The 17,733-nt window shown below is 64.3% G+C and carries 20 protein-coding genes and 1 riboswitch; of the genes, 13 read left to right on the top strand and 7 right to left on the bottom strand.

Annotated features, from left to right (window positions below; translation table 11 throughout):
• Positions 1 to 2 precede the first annotated feature (2 nt).
• From cobT to C1D09_RS06895, 4 genes are all read left to right on the top strand, one after another.
• Positions 3 to 1,901, top strand: coding sequence for a cobaltochelatase subunit CobT (gene cobT, locus C1D09_RS06910; protein ID WP_143973578.1), 1,899 nt, complete (start codon positions 3 to 5; stop codon positions 1,899 to 1,901).
• The gene (locus tag C1D09_RS06905) at positions 1,898 to 2,926 is read left to right on the top strand and encodes an esterase-like activity of phytase family protein (protein ID WP_143973577.1); all 1,029 of its coding nucleotides are present in this window, start codon (positions 1,898 to 1,900) and stop codon (positions 2,924 to 2,926) included. Before cobT ends, C1D09_RS06905 begins: the two co-directional genes overlap by 4 nt.
• A 136-nt stretch (positions 2,927 to 3,062) precedes the next feature.
• Positions 3,063 to 3,440: an ArsR/SmtB family transcription factor gene (locus tag C1D09_RS06900; protein ID WP_143973587.1), complete on the top strand. Its 378-nt coding sequence runs from the start codon at positions 3,063 to 3,065 to the stop codon at positions 3,438 to 3,440.
• Positions 3,437 to 3,925, top strand: coding sequence for an SRPBCC family protein (locus C1D09_RS06895; protein ID WP_143973576.1), 489 nt, complete (start codon positions 3,437 to 3,439; stop codon positions 3,923 to 3,925). The genes C1D09_RS06900 and C1D09_RS06895 overlap by 4 nt, the downstream gene beginning before the upstream one ends.
• 22 nt (positions 3,926 to 3,947) lie before the next feature.
• Here the strand turns inward: C1D09_RS06895 and C1D09_RS06890 are convergent, their stop codons facing one another.
• The 3 genes from C1D09_RS06890 to rpmB form a co-directional block, all read right to left on the bottom strand.
• Complete coding sequence (locus C1D09_RS06890; RefSeq protein WP_143973575.1) at positions 3,948 to 4,622, bottom strand: spermidine synthase; 675 nt, start codon at positions 4,620 to 4,622, stop codon at positions 3,948 to 3,950.
• Positions 4,623 to 4,625: 3 nt separating this feature from the next.
• A complete protein-coding gene (locus C1D09_RS06885; protein WP_143973574.1) occupies positions 4,626 to 5,306 on the bottom strand; it encodes a queuosine precursor transporter in 681 nt (226 codons plus the stop codon).
• A 153-nt stretch (positions 5,307 to 5,459) separates the two neighbouring features.
• Positions 5,460 to 5,756 (bottom strand): 50S ribosomal protein L28, encoded by a 297-nt coding sequence (rpmB, locus tag C1D09_RS06880; protein WP_010911765.1) that lies wholly within the window; start codon positions 5,754 to 5,756, stop codon positions 5,460 to 5,462.
• Between the two features lie 259 nt (positions 5,757 to 6,015).
• Between rpmB and C1D09_RS06875 the strand changes: the two genes are divergently transcribed.
• The 3 genes from C1D09_RS06875 (at position 6,016) to C1D09_RS06865 (ending at position 8,471) form a co-directional block, all read left to right on the top strand.
• The gene (locus C1D09_RS06875; RefSeq protein ID WP_143973573.1) at positions 6,016 to 6,804 is read left to right on the top strand and encodes a DUF3108 domain-containing protein; all 789 of its coding nucleotides are present in this window, start codon (positions 6,016 to 6,018) and stop codon (positions 6,802 to 6,804) included.
• An 81-nt stretch (positions 6,805 to 6,885) separates the two neighbouring features.
• A complete protein-coding gene (gene yddG / locus C1D09_RS06870) occupies positions 6,886 to 7,800 on the top strand; it encodes an aromatic amino acid exporter YddG (protein ID WP_143973572.1) in 915 nt (304 codons plus the stop codon).
• Positions 7,797 to 8,471 (top strand): lysoplasmalogenase family protein, encoded by a 675-nt coding sequence (locus tag C1D09_RS06865; RefSeq protein ID WP_143973571.1) that lies wholly within the window; start codon positions 7,797 to 7,799, stop codon positions 8,469 to 8,471. Before yddG ends, C1D09_RS06865 begins: the two co-directional genes overlap by 4 nt.
• Here the strand turns inward: C1D09_RS06865 and C1D09_RS06860 are convergent.
• Both C1D09_RS06860 and gloB read right to left on the bottom strand, forming a co-directional pair.
• Complete coding sequence (locus C1D09_RS06860) at positions 8,446 to 8,886, bottom strand: cupin domain-containing protein (RefSeq protein ID WP_143973570.1); 441 nt, start codon at positions 8,884 to 8,886, stop codon at positions 8,446 to 8,448. The two genes, C1D09_RS06865 and C1D09_RS06860, sit on opposite strands and share 26 nt — an antisense overlap.
• A gap of 13 nt (positions 8,887 to 8,899) precedes the next feature.
• Positions 8,900 to 9,667: a hydroxyacylglutathione hydrolase gene (gloB, locus tag C1D09_RS06855; RefSeq protein ID WP_143973569.1), complete on the bottom strand. Its 768-nt coding sequence runs from the start codon at positions 9,665 to 9,667 to the stop codon at positions 8,900 to 8,902.
• A gap of 162 nt (positions 9,668 to 9,829) precedes the next feature.
• Between gloB and C1D09_RS06850 the strand changes: the two genes are divergently transcribed.
• The 4 genes from C1D09_RS06850 (at position 9,830) to C1D09_RS06835 (ending at position 13,918) form a co-directional block, all read left to right on the top strand.
• Positions 9,830 to 10,618 (top strand): class I SAM-dependent methyltransferase, encoded by a 789-nt coding sequence (locus C1D09_RS06850; protein ID WP_140892028.1) that lies wholly within the window; start codon positions 9,830 to 9,832, stop codon positions 10,616 to 10,618.
• A gap of 129 nt (positions 10,619 to 10,747) precedes the next feature.
• Positions 10,748 to 12,568, top strand: coding sequence for an ABC transporter ATP-binding protein/permease (locus C1D09_RS06845; protein WP_143973568.1), 1,821 nt, complete (start codon positions 10,748 to 10,750; stop codon positions 12,566 to 12,568).
• Positions 12,569 to 12,655: 87 nt separating this feature from the next.
• Positions 12,656 to 13,459: a DUF1194 domain-containing protein gene (locus C1D09_RS06840; RefSeq protein WP_143973567.1), complete on the top strand. Its 804-nt coding sequence runs from the start codon at positions 12,656 to 12,658 to the stop codon at positions 13,457 to 13,459.
• Between the two features lie 138 nt (positions 13,460 to 13,597).
• Positions 13,598 to 13,918 (top strand): DUF1330 domain-containing protein, encoded by a 321-nt coding sequence (locus tag C1D09_RS06835; protein WP_143973566.1) that lies wholly within the window; start codon positions 13,598 to 13,600, stop codon positions 13,916 to 13,918.
• 7 nt (positions 13,919 to 13,925) lie between these two features.
• Here C1D09_RS06835 and metW read toward each other — a convergent pair whose 3' ends face one another.
• Entirely contained in the window at positions 13,926 to 14,540 is a 615-nt protein-coding gene (gene metW / locus C1D09_RS06830) for a methionine biosynthesis protein MetW (RefSeq protein ID WP_027047441.1), read from the bottom strand.
• Between the two features lie 58 nt (positions 14,541 to 14,598).
• Positions 14,599 to 15,768 (bottom strand): homoserine O-acetyltransferase MetX, encoded by a 1,170-nt coding sequence (gene metX / locus C1D09_RS06825; RefSeq protein WP_143973565.1) that lies wholly within the window; start codon positions 15,766 to 15,768, stop codon positions 14,599 to 14,601.
• Positions 15,769 to 15,873: 105 nt separating this feature from the next.
• A riboswitch (SAM riboswitch) is annotated at positions 15,874 to 15,951 on the bottom strand.
• Positions 15,952 to 16,097: 146 nt separating this feature from the next.
• Between metX and hisC the strand changes: the two genes are divergently transcribed.
• Both hisC and C1D09_RS06815 read left to right on the top strand, forming a co-directional pair.
• Positions 16,098 to 17,207 carry a histidinol-phosphate transaminase gene (gene hisC, locus C1D09_RS06820; protein ID WP_143973564.1) on the top strand — a complete coding sequence of 370 codons (1,110 nt, stop codon included), beginning with the start codon at positions 16,098 to 16,100 and terminating at the stop codon, positions 17,205 to 17,207.
• Between the two features lie 23 nt (positions 17,208 to 17,230).
• Positions 17,231 to 17,733 (top strand): prephenate dehydrogenase/arogenate dehydrogenase family protein (locus tag C1D09_RS06815; RefSeq protein WP_208760356.1); only part of this gene is annotated, 503 nt, incomplete at its 3' end.

Here is a 17,733-nt window from a genome sequence, read left to right as displayed (position 1 = left end):
CGATGGCGGGTCCGGGCGACAACACGCGCAACAAGTCGAAGACGGGGTCTGAAGCCGACAGCTTCAAGCGCGCCGTCACCGTCTGCATGCGCGCCATTGCCGGCGACAAGGACATGGAAGTCGGATTCGCCAAGGACAGGCCCGCACTTGCGGGCAGCCGAGCCCGACTGCCCGAACTGCCGAAGAAAGCCTCGAGGACCGACATCGCGATCACCCGCGGCCTCGGCGACTCCATGGCGCTGAAGCGCGCCTGCCACGATGCGCGCATCCACACCAAACTGGCGCCGGAAGGCAAGGCGGCGCGCGCCATCTATGACGCGGTCGAGCAGGCCCGTGTCGAGGCGATCGGCAGCCGTGCCATGCAAGGCGTCGCCGACAATATCGGCTCGATGCTGGAGGACAAATACGCCAAGGCCAACCTTGTCGACGTCAAGGACAAGGCCGACGCGCCGATCGAGGAAGCGCTGGCTCTCATGGTGCGCGAGAAGCTGACCGGCCGGCCGGTACCGAAGAGCGGTGAGCGGCTGGTCGAGCTCTGGCGGCCTTGGGTCGAGGAAAAGGCCAGTGCCGACCTCGACGGCCTGTCGGCCAAGCTTGACGACCAGCAGGCCTTCGCCCGCGTCGTGCGCGAGATGCTCGCCTCCATGGAGATGGCCGAAGAACTCGGCGACGACCAGGAGACGGAAGATTCCGAGGACAATGACGACAACCAGCCGCAAGGCGAGGAGCAGAGCGAGGAGGGCGGGGAAGAGGATTCCGGCTCCGAGCAGTCGCAGTCCGAGGACGCCGAGGCCTCGGCCGATGACGAGCAATCGTCCGAGACCGAGGCGTCCGATGCCACCGCCGACGATCTGTCCGATGACGACGACGCCGACGCCGAAACGCCGGGCGAGGCGCGCCGCAACGACAATCCGTTCGCCAATCTGCCGAAGGAAATCGACTACAAGGTCTACACCACCGCTTTCGACGAGACGGTCGGTGCCGAAGAGCTTTGCGAAGAGGAAGAACTCGACCGGCTGCGCGCCTTCCTCGACAAGCAGCTTGCCAATCTGTCGGGCGTGGTCGGGCGGCTGGCCAACCGGCTGCAGCGCCGGTTGATGGCGCAGCAGAACCGGTCCTGGGATTTCGACCTGGAAGAAGGGTACCTCGACCCGGCGCGGCTGGTGCGCGTGGTCATCGACCCCATGCAGCCGCTGTCCTTCAAGCAGGAACGCGACACCAAGTTCCGCGACACGGTGGTGACGCTGGTGCTGGACAATTCGGGCTCGATGCGCGGCCGGCCGATCACCGTCGCCGCCACTTGCGCCGACATTCTTGCCCGCACGCTGGAACGCTGCGGCGTCTCGGTCGAGATCCTCGGCTTCACCACGCGGGCGTGGAAGGGCGGGCAGGCACGCGAGAAGTGGCTGAAGGACGGCAAGCCGCCGAACCCCGGCCGCCTCAACGACCTGCGCCACATCATCTACAAGTCGGCCGACCATCCGTGGCGGCGGGCGCGGCGCAATCTTGGCCTAATGATGCGTGAAGGCCTGCTCAAGGAAAACATCGACGGCGAGGCGCTGTTGTGGGCGCATAACCGGCTGATCGCCCGGCCCGAACAGCGCAAGATCCTGATGATGATCTCGGACGGCGCGCCGGTCGACGATTCGACGCTTTCGGTGAATCCCGGCAACTATCTCGAACGCCATTTGCGCGCCGTCATCGAACTGATCGAGACGCGCTCGCCGGTGGAACTGCTGGCCATCGGCATCGGCCATGACGTCACGCGCTATTATCGCCGTGCCGTCACCATCGTCGATGCCGAGGAACTGGCCGGTGCCATGACCGAGCAACTGGCCTCGCTGTTTGCCGAGGAAAGCGCGCGCGACACGCGGCGCGGCGGCATGCGGCGCGCCGGATGATCCTTTCGCGCGGCGGGTTTCGGCAAACGCTCTTCGCCGCCATCGCCCTGTTCGCCTGCGTGGCGTCCGCGCCAGCCCGTCCGACCGGCTCGGCGCTGGTTGATCCCATCGAGGTTTCGTCCCGGCCGATCGCCGAGTTCCGCATTGGCCGGACCGACAGGCAGCTCGGTTCGCTGGAATTCGTCGGCGGGCTGGAAATGACCTCGAAATCGCGCGTTTTCGGCGCGCTGTCGGCCTTCCGCTTTCTGAAAGCGGGCAGCGATTTCATCGGCGTGGCCGACACCGGCTACTGGTTCTTCGGCACCGTGGCCCGCGACGCCGACAGGCGACCCGTGGGCATCCAGAACTTCCACATGCAGCAGATGGTCGACCAGAGCGGTCAGCCGATCGACGAGAAATGGGAGGTCGACGCCGAAGGCCTCGCGGTCAAGGACGGCCTCGCCACAGTCGGTTTCGAGCGCAACCACCGCGTGGCCCAGTTCAGGATCGACCCGCAGAACATGAAGGCGCCGGACCGGCAGCTGGATTTCCTGGTGCCGGCGCGGGAGCTGCGCCAGAATCGCGGCTTCGAGACCGTCACCCATGCCAATCTCAACGGCCAGCATCAGGGCGGTCTGGTCGTGGTGTCGGAGAAAAGCCTCGACAGGGCCGGCAACATCTATGCCGCCATCATCGAAGGGCCGCACAAGGGCGTCTTCACCGTCAAGCGCAACGGCGACTTCGACATCACCGACGGCGCCTTCCTGCCGAACGGCGACCTTTTGCTGCTGGAACGCAGTTTCACCATGGCGGGCGGGCTCAAGATGCGGCTTCGGCGCATCTATGGCGAGAGTGTCGAGAAGGGCGCCGTCGCCGACGGACCCGTGCTGCTGGACGCCGACATGGGCTACCAGATCGACAATATGGAAGGTCTCGACGTCTGGACGCGCGATGACGGGGCGGTGATGGTGTCGCTGATCTCCGACGACAACCACTCGATCCTGCAGCGCAACCTCTACCTGGAATTCATCCTGCACCAGGACTGAGCGGCGCTTCAGCCGCGAACCCGACGGCGGGTTCGATTTGGCTGGACGCATTGACCGCCATGACTCGATTTGCGTTCCTCGAAAACACTTTAGTCCAGACTTGACAATCGGCATCGCCGCCGCAATACTCAAGTCCATGCTTAACTATTCCGAGATCGACAGCATCCTTCGGGCTCTTGTCGAGCCAACGCGGCGCCAGATTCTTGAGCGGTTGACCCGCGGACCGGCCACGGTCAGCCAGCTGGCGGCACCGTTCGGAATGACCTTCGCTGCCGTCTTGCAGCATCTGCAGGTACTGGAGGCCTGCGGGCTGATCCGCAGCGAAAAGATCGGGCGGGTGCGCACCTGCAGGATCGAACCGGGCGGGCTCGCTCCGCTCGCCGACTGGATCACCGAACGCCGCATACCGGCGGAGCGCCACCTCGACCGGCTTGGCCAGATCCTGGCCGAGCCAGACCCATCACCAAGAAGCCAATCCCCCACGAAGAACCAGGAAAAGGACGAACAGCCATGAGCCAAACCGCCCCCATCAAGGACCAGCAATCCGTCGTCCATTCCACATTCTCGATCGAGCGGACCTATCCGCAATCGCCGGCCAGGGTCTTCCACGCCTTCGCCGACAAGGCAACGGTGCGGCGCTGGCGGGTGGAAGGCGATGGTTTCACCATCGCCGAATTCAGCTTCGATTTCCGTGTCGGCGGCGGCGAGGTGTCGCGATTCAGCTATGGCGGCGGCCCGGAGGTCAGACTCGACGCCCAGTTCCAGGACATCGTTCCGGATCAGCGCATCGTGTTTTCCTACCGGATGGCAATAGGGCCGCAGCCGATGTCGGCATCGCTGACCACGGTTGAGCTGACACCTTCGGGTGAGGGGACGAGGCTGACCTATACCGAGCAGGGCGCCTTCTTCGATGGTGTCGATTCCGCCAAAGGGCGGGAGGAGGGGACGCGCGGGCTGCTGGAGGCGCTTGAAGCGGAACTCCAGAGGTCAAAAGCCTAACACTGCCCGGCGACGGCTTCGGTCAGGAGCCGTTGGTGGCGATCCAGATGACATGGCGCGCGCCGCGCTTGCCGTTGGCGCGCGTGTTGACCTCCTCCACGGCGAAGCCTGCCTGCTCCAGCCGCCGCGTGAAGCCGCTGTCGGGCCCTTGCGACCAGACCGCCAGTACACCACCCGGCCTGAGGGCGGTGCGTGCGGCGCCGAGGCCTGCGACGCTGTAGAGGGCGTCATTGCCCTTATGGACGATGCCTTCGGGGCCGTTGTCGACGTCGAGCAGGATGGCGTCCCAGGCCGCGGACGCAGACCGGATCAATTGCCCGACATCGGTCTCCTGGATGGCGATGCGGGGGTCGTCTAGACAGCCGCCGAACACCTCAGCCATCGGGCCACGTGCCCAGGCGACGACCGCCGGCACCAGTTCCGCGACGACGATGCCGGCATCCTTGCCGAGTTCGGTCAGAGCGGCGCGCAATGTAAAACCCATGCCGAGCCCTCCGATCAGGATCCTCGGCTGGCGATGGCCCGCAATCCTTTGGCAGGACAGTTTCGCCAGCGCTTGCTCGGAGCCGCTGAGGCGGCTGTTCATCAGTTCGTTGGTGCCGAGCATGATCGAGAATTCGCTGCCGCGCCGCTTGAGGCGAAGTTCCTGGGCACCATCCCCGGTCATTGCCGAATCGAGGTGAACCCAGGGGATCATGGTTTAGACGGCCAGCGCCGGCTGGCTCCAGCGAGCGGCGAGCAGCCGGTAGGGGATCAGGGCGACCACCGCGATGATCAGCTTCACCGAGAGGTCGCCCAGCGCCCAGGAAACCCAGCGCATGGCCTCGACATGGAAGACGCCCATCAGCGGCGCCGTCTCGAGCGCGAAACTGTCGTTCGGGCCCGCAAAAGCGAACGCGGCCGAGAAAGCGACGGTGAAGAACACCGTGGTGTCGAAGACCGACCCGACCAGCGTGCCGACGATCGGAGCCCGCCACCAGCTCTGCCGGCGCAGTCGGTTGAAAACGGTAACGTCGAGCAGTTGCGCGGACAGGAACGCTGCGCCTGAAGCGGCCGCGATGCGGACCAGCCGGTCGGCCGCGGTCTCGAATTCGATCAGGCCATGGCGGAACAGGAAGGGCGGGACGAGGATCGAGCAGACCACCGCCGTCATGAAGCCGACGAAGACGATGCGGCGGGCCACGGCAGGGCCATAGCGGCGGTTGGCGAGGTCGGTGACCAGGAAGGAGAAGGGATAGGTGAACGCCCCCCAGGTCAGCAGGTCAGCCAGCGACAGGCCGCTGACCTGGCCCTGCATCGGGAACTGCACGAGGACGTTCGACGCCACGACGACAAGCGCCATGGCGGCCACGAAGGGCAGATATCGCGAGAAGGAAGTCATTTTTTTATCCTGGGTAATGGAACCAGCGGAGCATCATGCCCATCGGGGCCGTGCTCGCTTCGAAGTCGAGCACCAGATGTCGGACCCTTGCGGATCCATCCGATGCCCCAAGCCAACAAGTTGGCCCGGGCGGTCCCCCGCCTTTATCCGATGTTAGGCAGCGACCTGTTCGGCCAGCTTCTTGGCGATCTGCTTCTTCAGCAGGCGCGCGCGCTGCGAAAGCTCCTTGACGTCGGCCTTGGCCAGGAAGGCGTCGAGGCCGCCGCGATGTTCCACCGAACGCAGCGCGTTGGCCGAAATGCGCAGGCGCACATTCTGGTTCAGCGCTTCCGAGATCAGCGTCACATTGACGAGGTTCGGCAGGAAACGACGCTTGGTCTTGTTGTTGGCGTGGCTCACATTGTTGCCGGTCTGGACTGCCTTGGCAGTGAGTTCGCAGGTGCGGGACATAGTTCTAACCTTCAGTTCTCTCGGGACCTGCCAAACCTTTGTGCCCACGCCGGGTGGCGCGCGGTTCTGGTCAGGCGGCCTTATGGAAAAAGTTGGCGTTCCATAGTTGCATTTCACCGGGGCGTCAAGCTCCGGCTTCGCCACGGAAGCGCCCGGCATTTCATATTAAGGCCGGATTTCATCTTATAAGCGGTCTCATAGGGACATGCCATGCCGGAGTCGCCCGCCTCCGGCCGAAAATCAAGGATGCGATCCCGCCATGCTTCGCCCGTCTCACGCGCTTGTTGCCGTGCTTGCCATCGCATTGCCGTCCGCCGCGTCGGCTGCCTCGCCGCAGTCCTTCAAGGGTGAGTACACGGTGTCGTTCCTTGGTCTCTCGATCGCGAGATCGACCTTTTCCAGCCATTACGAGAACGGCGCCTACGCGATCGAAGGTAGCGTGACTGCCGCGGGCCTCGCCAAATTGTTCGACGACACGCGCGGCACGATCTCGTCCAAGGGCACGATTTCCGGCAAGAAAATGGTGCCCCAGGCGTTCCGTGCCGACTATACCTCCGGCAAGAAGGTGTCGGCGATCGACATTCGCTTTGCCAACGGCGCTGTCACCTCGACGCAGGTCATCCCGCCGCCTGGCAAGCGCGACCCCAACGACTGGGTGCCGGTCGGCGCCGGCGACCTGGCATCGGTACTCGATCCGATGGCCGCCACCGTCATCCACGCCGACAGCCTCGACAAGGTCTGCGGCCGCACGGTCAAGTTCTATGATGGCGAGATGCGCGCCGACCTGACGCTGACCTACAATTCGAAAGGCACCATCTCGGTGCCGGGCTACAAGGGCGACACCATCACCTGCCGGATGGGTTTCGAGCCGGTGGCCGGATATCGCAAGGGCCGCAAGGCGCTGAACTATCTCAGGAACAAAAGCCGGATGATGGTGACGTTTGCACCGCTCGGCCAAACCGGCGTATATGCGCCGATCCACGCTACGGTAGGGACCCAGATCGGTCCGCTGACCATAAGCGCGAGACGGTTCGAAGCAGTCGAGTAATCTACGCAATTTCGGGACGACCACCGCCACGCGGTTTCCAGAGATTGCGGTGGGCGCGTCGGCGCGCCCGGGGGGGCAGGAATGGCGCGCGCAACACTGATCGGTTTTTCGGCGGTCGCCATGTGGGCGCTCCTGGCGCTGCTCACCGATGCGTCCGGCAAGGTGCCGCCGTTCCTTTTGTCGGCGATCACCTTCTCGATCGGCACCGGCGTCGGCCTTGTGGCGCGGTTGTTCATGCCGGCCGCCGAGAAGAGCCAGAAAATACCGCCGCAGGTCTGGCTGATCGGTATTGCCGGCCTGTTCGGCTACCACTTTTTCTATTTCACCGCGCTGCGCAACGCACCGGCGGTCGAAGCCAGCCTGATCGCCTATCTATGGCCGCTGCTGATCGTGCTCGGCTCCGCGCTTATGCCGGGCGAAAAACTGGCGTGGAACCATGTCGTCGGCGCGTTGCTCGGCCTGGCCGGCACGGTGCTGATCATCACCAAGGGCGGGGGGCTGGCCTTCGATGCGCGCTACGCCTTCGGCTACGCGATGGCGGCCGTCTGCGCCCTGCTTTGGTCGTCCTATTCGCTGCTGTCACGGCGCTCTCCCTCGGTGCCGACCAGCATCGTCACCTGGTTCTGCGCAGCGACCGCCGTGCTGTCGCTCGTCTGCCATCTGGCGCTGGAACAAACCGTACTGCCAAATGGCGCGAGCCAGTGGCTGGCGGTGCTCGGGCTTGGCCTGATGCCGGTGGGTGCGGCCTTCTATGCGTGGGACATCGGGGTCAAGCGCGGCAACATTCAGGTGCTGGGTGCGGCAAGCTATGCGGCGCCGTTGCTCTCGACGCTGGTGCTGATTGCGGCCGGCGTTGCCGAGCCTTCGTTGCGCATTCTCGCCGCCTGCGTGCTCATCACCGTCGGCGCGGCCCTGGCGGCGAAGTCGCTGTTCCTGCGCAAGCCGACCCAAGCCGAGAGCGAAGCCAGGGCATCCGAAAGCGGCGCCGCGGCATGACGATGCCATTTGCCGGCGGCATCGACGCCAATGCCAATGCGACGCTGATCTTCTCGCTGGTGGCGGCGGTGATCTATGCCTTCACGCTGGGCATGCCGCCGAGCCTTGCGCGCTCCGCGGCCAAGACGCTCGCGGTCGCGATGCTTGCCGTGCTTTCGGCACTGCAAGGCGGCCCGCTGCTGTTGGTCGCGGCTCTTGCGCTCAGCGCGGTGGGAGACGCGTTCCTGTCGCGCGACGGCGAAAAGGCATTTCTCGGTGGGCTTGCTAGCTTCCTTGTCGCCCACATCGTCTACATCGCGTTGTTCCTGCGCAGCGGTGGCGGGGTGGGACTGCTTGGCGCCGAGCCCTGGCGCGGGGCGATCGCGCTGGCACTGGCGGTGTTCGTCACGATCATGCTGGCCGCGCTCTGGCGCCGCGTTGGCCCGGGCCTGCGCGCGCCGATCACCATCTATGTCGTGGCAATCCTGGCGATGGGCGTGGCGGCGTTGACCACCAACAGCGTCTGGGTCATCGGCGGCGCGGTGCTGTTCATGGCGTCGGACGGGCTGCTGGCCACGGAGAAATTCCTGGTCGCGGCCATCTCGCCGCATCGCGCGTGGATGCGTTTGGCCGTCTGGGTGCTGTACTACACAGCCCAGCTTGGGATTACGCTGGGTTTCCTGCTGGGGTAGGCTGCCAGCCGGGCACTGCCAGTTCGAAGGCGGCGAAATCAAAACCCGGCGCGACCGTACAGCCGACCAGTGTCCATTCGCCCAGGCTACGCGCCGATTGCCACCAGCCCGCCGGAACGACGATCTGCGGCCGTTCGCCGGCCGCCAGGCCGATGCCGAGCACTTGCTCAATGACGGCACCGCCTTCTTCCCACATCGACAGCGCCAGCGGCGCACCGGCGTGGAAATGCCAGACCTCGGCTGCGTCCTTGACCCGATGCCAGGCCGAAAGCTGGTGCTGTTCCAGCAGGAAATAGATGGCGGTCGAATGGCCGCGCGCTCCGCCGGCCCCGTCACGAAAGGTTTCCGCGTACCAGCCGCCTTCCGGATGCGGCTTCAGTCCAAGTGTCGCGATGATTTCTGCTGCGCTGGTCATCGGTCGGAGCTGATCAGAAATTGTCCTTGCGCTTGCGGATCTCGGCGAACACCTCGGCATCCCCGGCCTTTTCCATGCCGAGATGCTTGCGGATCGCCGGATCGTGCCAGCGCAGGAAGGGGTTGGTCGACAGTTCCTCGCCGATCGTCGTCGGCAGTGTCGGCTTGCTGTCGACCCGCAGCGCCTCGATCCTGGCGGCGCGCTCCTTCAAGGCCGAATTGGTGGGATCGACGGTCAGCGCGAAACGGGCGTTGGCGAGCGTGTATTCATGGCCGCAATAGATTGTCGTCGCGGCGGGAAGCGCTGCGAGTTTCCGCAGCGATTCATACATCACCGGCGGCTTGCATTCGAACAGCCGTCCACAGCCCAGCGCAAACAGCGTGTCGGCGGTGAAGGCCACCTGCGATGCCGGCAGATGGTAGGAGACATGGCCGGCGGTATGGCCGGGTGTGGCGATCACCTCGATGCGCTCGTCGCCGAGATGAAGGACGGAGCCCTCCTCGACGGTCTCGTCGATGCCGGGGATCTTGGCCTTTTCCGCCTCCGGGCCGACGATGCGCAGCTTGAAGCGCTCCTTCAGCGCCAGATTGGCCTCGACGTGGTCCATATGATGATGCGTGGTCAGGATCATCGTCGGCGTCCAGCCGGTGCGCTTGATCGCGGCCAGGATCGGCGCTTCCTCGGGCGCGTCGATGATCGCCGTCTGCCCGCTTTTGGGGTCATGCACCAGCACGCCGAAATTGTCCGTGCGGCACATGAATTGTTCGATTTCGACCGCCATCGCGTCTCTCCTTTTGTCGCCGCAGACATAGGGCGCCAGAGCGCGGATGTCATCCACGGGATGACGAATGTCATTCCCGGGGATGACGAATGTCGTCGCAATGTGTCAGCCGCCTCGGGGCCTTTTGTTGAAACCGGCTGATATCACGGCTACATCCCTGACATGCATTCCGACATCGTCGACCTTCGCTCCTTCTATTCGACAACGCTTGGCCGGTTCGCCGAGCGTTCGATCACCATGGCGCTGTCGTCGATATGGGCTGCTGTCCCCAATGAACGCTTGGTCGGGCTCGGCTATACCTTGCCCTGGCTGGAGCGTTTCGGGTCCGATGCCGAGCGGGTCTTCGCCTTCATGCCGGCGACGCAGGGCGCCGTGGTCTGGCCGGCGACCGGGCCGACGGCAACGGCTTTGGTCTTCGACGAGGAACTGCCGCTGGTCGATTCCTGCATCGACCGCATGCTGCTCGTCCATTCGCTCGAACATGTCGAAAATCCGCGCGAGACGCTGAATGAGATCTGGCGGGTGCTGTCGCCGGCGGGGCGCGTCGTCATCGTCGTGCCCAACCGGCGCGGTGTCTGGGCGCGCTTCGAACATACACCGTTCGGCAACGGCCGGCCGTTCTCGCGCGGGCAGCTGACGGAACTGCTGCGGGAGGCGAATTTCACGCCCGCCGCCTGGTCAGATGCGCTGTTCTTCCCGCCATCGCGGCGGCGCTTCATGATGCGCTTCCACAATGTGCTGGAGCGCGCCGGCCGGCGGCTGTGGCCGATCTTTTCCGGCGTCATCGTCGTCGAGGCGCAGAAGCGGCTCTATCAGGGCGTGCCGGTCGCCCAGCGCGCCTCGCGCCGTGTCTTCGTGCCGGTGCTGTCGCCACACGGCGCGACGCGGCTCGGTCGCCGGGCCGAGGCGACAGGCGCGGCCATGCCGTCTCGCCAGGTGAAACCTTCGTGATCATGCTAGAAACACGCGCGGCGCGTCCTTTCTCGGCCCATCTGTCGTGGTGAACTCGCAATCTGCCTGATATGCGGATGCCGTCATCATCCGGTTTCAGCATCGCACCTGAACGCAAGGACCTCTGACATGGCTGATCAACTTGACAATCAGGCCACCGTTCAGCCGGTCGCCGTCGAGGCCAGCAGCCTGCGTGATCAGGTTGCGACGATCAGACGGGCGCTGGTGGTGTCGCCGGTTCGCAAATGGCTGCTGTGGACGTCGGTCGGCATCATGGCCGTCATCATCGCGACCTCGATCGGCCAGGTCCTGCTCAACCGCTGGAACCAGCCCTTCTACGATGCGCTGGCGCGCCGCGATATGGCGGCCTTCCTGCACCAGCTCCTCGTCTTTGCCATGATCGCCGGCGGGCTGCTGGTGCTCAATATCGGCCAGACCTGGCTCAACCAGATGATCCGGCTGAAGTTGCGCGAGGCGCTGACGCTCGACCTGATCGACCAGTGGATGCGGCCGGTGCGCGCCTTCCGGCTGGCCAATGCCGGCGCCATCGGCGTCAATCCCGACCAGCGCATGCAGCAGGATGCGGCGCATCTGTCCGACCTGTCGACCGATCTCGGCGTCGGGCTCTTGCAATCGCTCATCCTGCTCGTGTCCTTCGTCGGCGTGTTGTGGGAACTGTCTTCGGGCTTCGTCTTCCACATCAACGGCTGGTCGTTGGCCGTACCGGGCTACATGGTCTGGGCGGCGTTCCTGTATGCCGGCACCGCCTCCTGGCTGAGCTGGCTGGTCGGCCGGCCTCTCATCAAGCTGAACAGCGACCGCTACACACGAGAGGCGGAGCTGCGCTCCTCGATGGTGCGCGTCAACGAGAATGTCGATGCCATCGCACTGTACCATGGCGAAGCCGACGCCAAGCAGCGGCTCGAGCTCGACCTCGGCACGGTGCTGGGCGCGATGCGGCGCATCTATACCGCGCAGATCAACCTGTCCTGGGTGACCGATACCTATGGCTGGATCACCGTCGTGGCGCCGATCCTGGTTGCCTCGCCCGTCTATTTCTCGGGCGATATCAGCTTTGGCGGGCTGATGATGGCGGTCGGCGCCTTCAACCAGGTCCATTCCTCGCTGCGCTGGTTCATCAACAATATCGGCAGCATCGCCGATTGGCGGGCCACGCTGATGCGCGTCGCCGACTTCCGCATCGCGCTAGATGAAACCGATGTGCTGCACGACACCGAAAGGCGCATCACCTTCGATCAGAACGCCAATGGCAGTCTGACGTTCGAGCAGCTCCAGGTGGCCTCGCCGGAGGGCTGTACAAAACTCTCCGAGCAGCATGTCGAAATCCGCGCCGGCGATCGCGTGATGATCACCGGGGAGCCCGGCGCCGGCAAGACGCTGTTCTTCCGCGCCATTGCCGGGCTCTGGCCCTGGGGCAGCGGGAAAATCGGCCTGCCGGCCGGAGAAACCCTCATCTTCGTGCCACGCGTGCCGTATTTGCCGGCCGGCACGTTGCGCGAGGTGCTCAATCACGCCAACGGGCATGCGCCCGCGAGCGACGCCGAGATCGCGACGGTGCTGGCCGAGGTTGGCCTGGAACGGCTGTCGTCCTCGCTCGATCGCGTCGGGCGCTGGGACCATGAATTGGGCGATGACGAACAGCGCTTGCTGGGCGTGGCCAGGCTCGCCTTGCGGCAGCCGAAATGGGTGATCATCGACGAAGCCATGGACGCGTTCGACGGCCCGTCGCTGCGGCGGGTGCTGGCGATGCTGGAAAAGCATCTGAAGGGCGCCACGATCATCAACATCGGGCGCGGGCAGCACAATATCCAGTTCTTTCCGCGCGGCCTGACGATCGTCAAGGATTCCGGTGCGCCAGCGCTGAAACCTGCCCACGTCAGGGCCGGCGCCATCGATCCGCCGCCGGTCGCGGTTCGCCGCAAGAAGTAGGATCGTTTCGCGCAGTCTCGCAGCAAGCTTTATTTCGCCGCGATCGCGAAGGAAGATCTCCCCGAGAAACAAAACCTGGCGGTGGCGATGCTTGATGGTCTGCGCCTGCTTGCCTGTCTTGCCTGTGCCCAGCCAACGTCGGTTGCCTCGCCATCCGGTGCGCTGGCTGTGGACGTCGAGTTGGTGTTGGCGGTCGATATCTCCCTGTCGATGGACGAGAAGGAATTCGCCCTGCAACGCGCCGGCTATGTCGAGGCGCTACGCCATCCCGACTTCATCCAAGCCGTCCGGTCCGGCAATACCGGCCGCATCGCGATTGCCTATTTCGAATGGGCCGGCACGGTGCGCGACGACGCTGTCATCGACTGGCAGATCATCGATGGCGCGCAAAGCGCCAACCGTTTTGCCGACAAGGTGGCGGCGCGCCCGTTCCGGAGTTTTCGCGGCACCTCGATTTCCACGGCAATTGCCTTCGGCACAGGGCTGCTCGGCAGGACAAATTTCGCCGGTGAGCGCAGCGTCATCGATATATCGGGCGACGGCCCCAACAATATCGGGCCGCCGGTCACCGCCACGCGCGATGCGGCAATCGCAAAAGGCATCGTCATCAACGGGCTGCCGATCCTGATCAATCCATCGCCCACCTTCAGGCATCTCGACCAGTATTACGCGCAGTGCGTGACTGGTGGCCCCGGATCTTTCGTGCTGCCCATCTACTCGGCTGCCGAATTTTCCAGCGCCATTCGGCGCAAGCTGATCCTCGAGGTGAGCGGTATTCAGGACAAGGCCAGGATCATCCCCGTCGACGCGGACGCGCCGATCGACTGCCTGCAAGGCGAACGCGACAGGCGGCTCCTGTCGGATCCGTATTTTCCGGAACTCGACCGGTGAAATTGCGCAAGAGCGCCCGCGGCCGGCCGTCGAGGCGTCGATTCCATTACCTCAGGCATAATCGTTTTGCCATCGCCGCTCCGGCAGATTGCCCTTGCGAGGCCGGTTGGTCGGTCTCGATGCAAAGGGAGCTACGTCATGACCGCTTACGCTATCGCCCATATGCGCCAAGTCACGATGGGTCCGCAGATCGTCGAGTATCTGCACAAGATCGATGCCACGCTGGAGCCTTTCGGCGGCCGTTTCCTGGTCCATGGCGGCGATGTGGAGGTGATCGAGAACGACTGGCCGGGCAACCTCATCATCATCGAATTTCCCGACCGGCGGCATGTGCGCGAATGGTATGATTCGCCTGCCTATCAGGCGATCCTTTCACTGCGCACCGATAATTCGGACTCCGACGTGGTCTTTGCCGACGGCGTCGAACATCCGCACAAGGCGACGGATGTCCTGGGCTAGATGTGCCTTATCGTTTCAGCAGAAACACCGCCTGCTGGCCAAAGAAGTTCCAGAACCACCAGGGCATGGATAGGCCGATCTTCTGGCCGGCGGCGTCGAGCGCGGTCGCCTTTTCCACCGTCGCGCCAAGCTCTTCGCACAAGTTGACGAAGTCGCGGATGGTGCAGAAGTGGATGTTGGGGGTGTCGTACCAGGAATAAGGCAGGTCCTGCGTCACCGGCATGCGGCCTTTGACGAACAACGAGAGACGCACCCGCCAATGGCCGAAATTGGGGAAGGAGACGATCGCCCGGTTGCCGATGCGCAGCAACTCGTCGAGCACCAGCTTCGGGTTGCGCGTCGCCTGCAAGGTCTGCGACAGGACGACGAAGTCAAAACCCTTGTCGGGATAGAATTCGAGATCCTTGTCGGCATCGCCCTGGATGACGGAGAGGCCGCGCGCCACGCATTCGTTGACGCCGCGCTGCGACAGTTCCAGTCCGCGGCCGTCGACCTGCTTGGTGTCCTGCAGCAATTCAAGCAGCGAGCCGTCGCCCGAACCGACGTCGAGCACGCGGGACTGCGGCGGGATGAGGTTGGCGACGACCTCGAGGTCGACGCGCTGGCTGCCGTTGACGCTCATGATGTCATCTCCCTTGCGGCGCATGATCCCGATCCTGAAAGCCTGCAGGTTTCCGGGGTCATGCGCTTAGCCCTCTCGCCCGCGCCGCGGAACCGATAAAGCCGTTGATGGCGGCGAACAGTTCGGGCTCGTCGAGCAGGAAGGCGTCGTGGCCGCGATCGGTCTCGATCTCGACGAAGGACACCGAGGCACCGGCGGCGTTGAGCGCGTGCACGATGGAGCGGCTTTCTTCCGTCGGAAACAGCCAGTCCGATGTGAACGATACCAAGCAAAAGCGGGTCTTGGTGCCGGCGAAGGCGTCCGCCAGCCTACCGCCGTGGTCGGCGGCGAGGTCGAAATAATCCATGGACCGCGTCATGTAGAGATAGGAATTGGCGTCGAAGCGGTCGACGAAGGTCATGCCTTGGTGGCGCAGATAGCTTTCGATCTGGAAATCGGCGTCGAAGCCGAACGTCAGGTGGTCGCGATCCTGCAAGTTGCGGCCGAATTTTCGATGCAGGGCGGCTTCGGAGAGATAGGTGATGTGGGCGGCCATGCGTGCCACCGCCAGGCCTTTTTCCGGGCGCTTGCCGTGTTCGAAATATTTGCCGCCGTGCCAGTCCGGATCGGCCATGACGGCCTGCCGGCCGACCTCGTGGAAGGCGATGTTCTGCGAGGAATGGCGCGCGCCGGTGGCAATCGGCAGCGCCGAAAAGACACGTTCGGGATAGCTCGACGCCCATTGCAGCACCTGCATGCCGCCCATCGAGCCGCCGAGCACGCAGAACAGTTTCTCGATGCCGAAATGGTCTATCAGCATCTGCTGCGCCCGCACCATGTCGCGGATGGTGATGACAGGCAGGTCGAGCCCATAGGGCTTGCCGGTGGCGGGGTTGGTCGAAGCTGGCCCGGTGGAGCCCAGGCAGCCGCCGATGACGTTGGAGCAGATGACGAAGAAGCGATTGGTGTCGATGATCCTGCCGGGGCCGACCAGCACTTCCCACCAGCCGGGCTTGCCGGTCACCGGATTGGTGTTGGCGACATGCTGGTCGCCGGTCAGCGCATGGCAGACGAGGATGGCATTGGAGCGGGCGTCGTTCAGCGTGCCATAGGTCTGGTATGCGATCTGGAACGGCGACAGCAGCGTGCCGGCGTCGAGCTTGAGCGGCTTGTCCGACCCGAAGCGCAGCACCGGGCTCGACGGCTGGTCGGCCTCGTTGTTGGTCTTTCCTGCGCGCAGAGCGGCCATTCTCGTCTCACCTGCTGCATCATACCTGGCGAAAAATCGCCGTCGATGCGTCCGTCCGGCCGGCCGCGGACAATAAAAAACCGGCATTGCCTTTGCAAAGCCGGTTACGTCACGCAAACGGCCCTTTAGCGAATTGTTTAACGTGGCTGCAAGCCGACCGGCCAAATCACCACGGAACTGTTGCTGCCCTTCTAGAACTCGCCCGCCCTGCCGTCAATGCCGACATCTGGGTAGACGGTTGGCCCCGCTGCCACCTCTCGACATTGCGCGCCGTGGCTTGTATTTCCGCAGCGGCCTCGCATGGAGGCTTTCTCGACGGATTTTACGACATGACGCAGACACCGGACAAGGCACGTCCAACCCCGCGCGCGGGCATAATGGACATTGACGCCTATGTGCCGGGCAAGAGCGCCGCACCCGCCGGTGTCGCCAAGGTCTACAAGCTGTCGTCGAACGAGAACCCGCTTGGCCCGTCGCCGAAGGCGATCGAGGCAGCGCGTGAAGTCGCCGCCAGGCTCGACATCTATCCCGATGGCACCGCCAGACGGCTGCGCGAGGCGATCGCGGAAGTGCATGGCCTCAACGCGCAGAACATCATCTGCTCCAACGGCTCCGACGAGATCCTCGGCCTGCTGGCGCAGACCTATCTCGCACCCGGCGACGAGGCCATATTCACCGAACACGCCTTCATGGTCTACAAGATCTACATCCAGTCGGCCGGGGCTGCGCCGATCGCGGTCAGGGAGACCGACGAGCGCGCTGACATCGATGCGATATTGGCTGCCGTCACGCCGCGCACGAAAATCGTGTTCCTCGCCAATCCGAACAATCCGACCGGCACCTATGTGCCGTTCCAGGAGGTGCGCCGGTTGCATGCCGGCCTGCCCAAACATGTGCTGCTGGTGCTCGACGCGGCCTATGCCGAATATGTCCGACGCAACGATTATGAAGCCGGCATCGAACTGGTCGGCAGCACCGAGAATGTGGTCATGACCCGCACCTTCTCCAAGATCGGCCTCGGCGGCGCGCGGATCGGCTGGATGTATGCGCCCATGCATATCGTCGATGCGATCAATCGCGTGCGCGGTCCCTTCAACGTCAATGCGACGGCGATCGAGGCCGGCATCGCCGCAATCCGCGACCGCGCCCATGTCGAGCGCAGCGTGGCGCATAACGAGACCTGGCTGACCTGGCTGGGCCAGGAGATGACCGGCCTCGGGCTGCGGGTGACGCCCAGCGTCGGCAATTTCCTGCTCATTCATTTTCCCGACGATCAGAAGCATTCGGCGGCCGCGGCGGACGACTATCTGACCGCGCGCGGCTATATCCTGAGGCGCGTTTCCGGCTACGGGTTTCCCAACGCGCTGCGCATGACCGTTGGCACGGAAGAGGCCAATCGCGGCGTCGTCGCCGCGCTCACGACATTCCTGAAAAGCTAGAACGCCCGAAAAGCAGGAACACCATGACATCACCGATGTTTGAAAAGATCGCGCTGGTCGGCATCGGCCTGATAGGGTCGTCGCTGGCCCGCGTCATCCGCCGCGAGGGCCTTGCCGGCCACGTTGCCATCTCGACCCGCAGCGCCGCGACGCTGAAGCGGGCGGAGGAACTTGGACTGGGCGATTCCTACACGACGGATGCGAAGGAGGCAGTCCGCGACGCCGACCTGGTGATCGTCTCGGTGCCGGTCGGCTCGTCCGGCGCGGTGGCTGAGGAGATCGCGCCGGCGCTGAAGAAGGGCGCCATCCTCACCGACGTCGGCTCGACCAAGGCCTCGGTCATCGCGCAGATGCAGCCGCATGTCCCTGATGACGTTCATTTCATTCCAGGCCATCCGCTGGCGGGCACGGAAAAATCCGGACCGGATGCCGGTTTCGCCGATCTGTTCGACAATCGCTGGTGCATCTTCACGCCGCTGCCGGGCACCGATCCGGACGCGCTTGAGAGGCTGTCGGAATTCTGGCG

The sequence above is a fragment of the Mesorhizobium intechi genome (assembly GCF_002879535.1).
GTDB lineage: Bacteria > Pseudomonadota > Alphaproteobacteria > Rhizobiales > Rhizobiaceae > Mesorhizobium > Mesorhizobium intechi.
The sequence above is the reverse complement of the archived record's forward strand: the minus strand, read 5'-3'. Positions and strand labels throughout refer to the sequence as shown.

Excerpts from the sequence above, each read along its gene's own strand:
- cobT (WP_143973578.1), top strand. The coding sequence starts at position 3 with ATGGCGGGTCCGGGCGACAACACGCGCAACAAGTCGAAGACGGGGTCT.
- C1D09_RS06905 (WP_143973577.1), top strand. The coding sequence starts at position 1,898 with ATGATCCTTTCGCGCGGCGGGTTTCGGCAAACGCTCTTCGCCGCCATC.
- C1D09_RS06900 (WP_143973587.1), top strand. The coding sequence starts at position 3,063 with ATGCTTAACTATTCCGAGATCGACAGCATCCTTCGGGCTCTTGTCGAG.
- C1D09_RS06895 (WP_143973576.1), top strand. The coding sequence starts at position 3,437 with ATGAGCCAAACCGCCCCCATCAAGGACCAGCAATCCGTCGTCCATTCC.
- C1D09_RS06890 (WP_143973575.1), bottom strand. The coding sequence starts at position 4,622 with ATGATCCCCTGGGTTCACCTCGATTCGGCAATGACCGGGGATGGTGCC.
- C1D09_RS06885 (WP_143973574.1), bottom strand. The coding sequence starts at position 5,306 with ATGACTTCCTTCTCGCGATATCTGCCCTTCGTGGCCGCCATGGCGCTT.
- rpmB (WP_010911765.1), bottom strand. The coding sequence starts at position 5,756 with ATGTCCCGCACCTGCGAACTCACTGCCAAGGCAGTCCAGACCGGCAAC.
- C1D09_RS06875 (WP_143973573.1), top strand. The coding sequence starts at position 6,016 with ATGCTTCGCCCGTCTCACGCGCTTGTTGCCGTGCTTGCCATCGCATTG.
- yddG (WP_143973572.1), top strand. The coding sequence starts at position 6,886 with ATGGCGCGCGCAACACTGATCGGTTTTTCGGCGGTCGCCATGTGGGCG.
- C1D09_RS06865 (WP_143973571.1), top strand. The coding sequence starts at position 7,797 with ATGACGATGCCATTTGCCGGCGGCATCGACGCCAATGCCAATGCGACG.
- C1D09_RS06860 (WP_143973570.1), bottom strand. The coding sequence starts at position 8,886 with ATGACCAGCGCAGCAGAAATCATCGCGACACTTGGACTGAAGCCGCAT.
- gloB (WP_143973569.1), bottom strand. The coding sequence starts at position 9,667 with ATGGCGGTCGAAATCGAACAATTCATGTGCCGCACGGACAATTTCGGC.
- C1D09_RS06850 (WP_140892028.1), top strand. The coding sequence starts at position 9,830 with ATGCATTCCGACATCGTCGACCTTCGCTCCTTCTATTCGACAACGCTT.
- C1D09_RS06845 (WP_143973568.1), top strand. The coding sequence starts at position 10,748 with ATGGCTGATCAACTTGACAATCAGGCCACCGTTCAGCCGGTCGCCGTC.
- C1D09_RS06840 (WP_143973567.1), top strand. The coding sequence starts at position 12,656 with ATGCTTGATGGTCTGCGCCTGCTTGCCTGTCTTGCCTGTGCCCAGCCA.
- C1D09_RS06835 (WP_143973566.1), top strand. The coding sequence starts at position 13,598 with ATGACCGCTTACGCTATCGCCCATATGCGCCAAGTCACGATGGGTCCG.
- metW (WP_027047441.1), bottom strand. The coding sequence starts at position 14,540 with ATGAGCGTCAACGGCAGCCAGCGCGTCGACCTCGAGGTCGTCGCCAAC.
- metX (WP_143973565.1), bottom strand. The coding sequence starts at position 15,768 with ATGGCCGCTCTGCGCGCAGGAAAGACCAACAACGAGGCCGACCAGCCG.
- hisC (WP_143973564.1), top strand. The coding sequence starts at position 16,098 with ATGACGCAGACACCGGACAAGGCACGTCCAACCCCGCGCGCGGGCATA.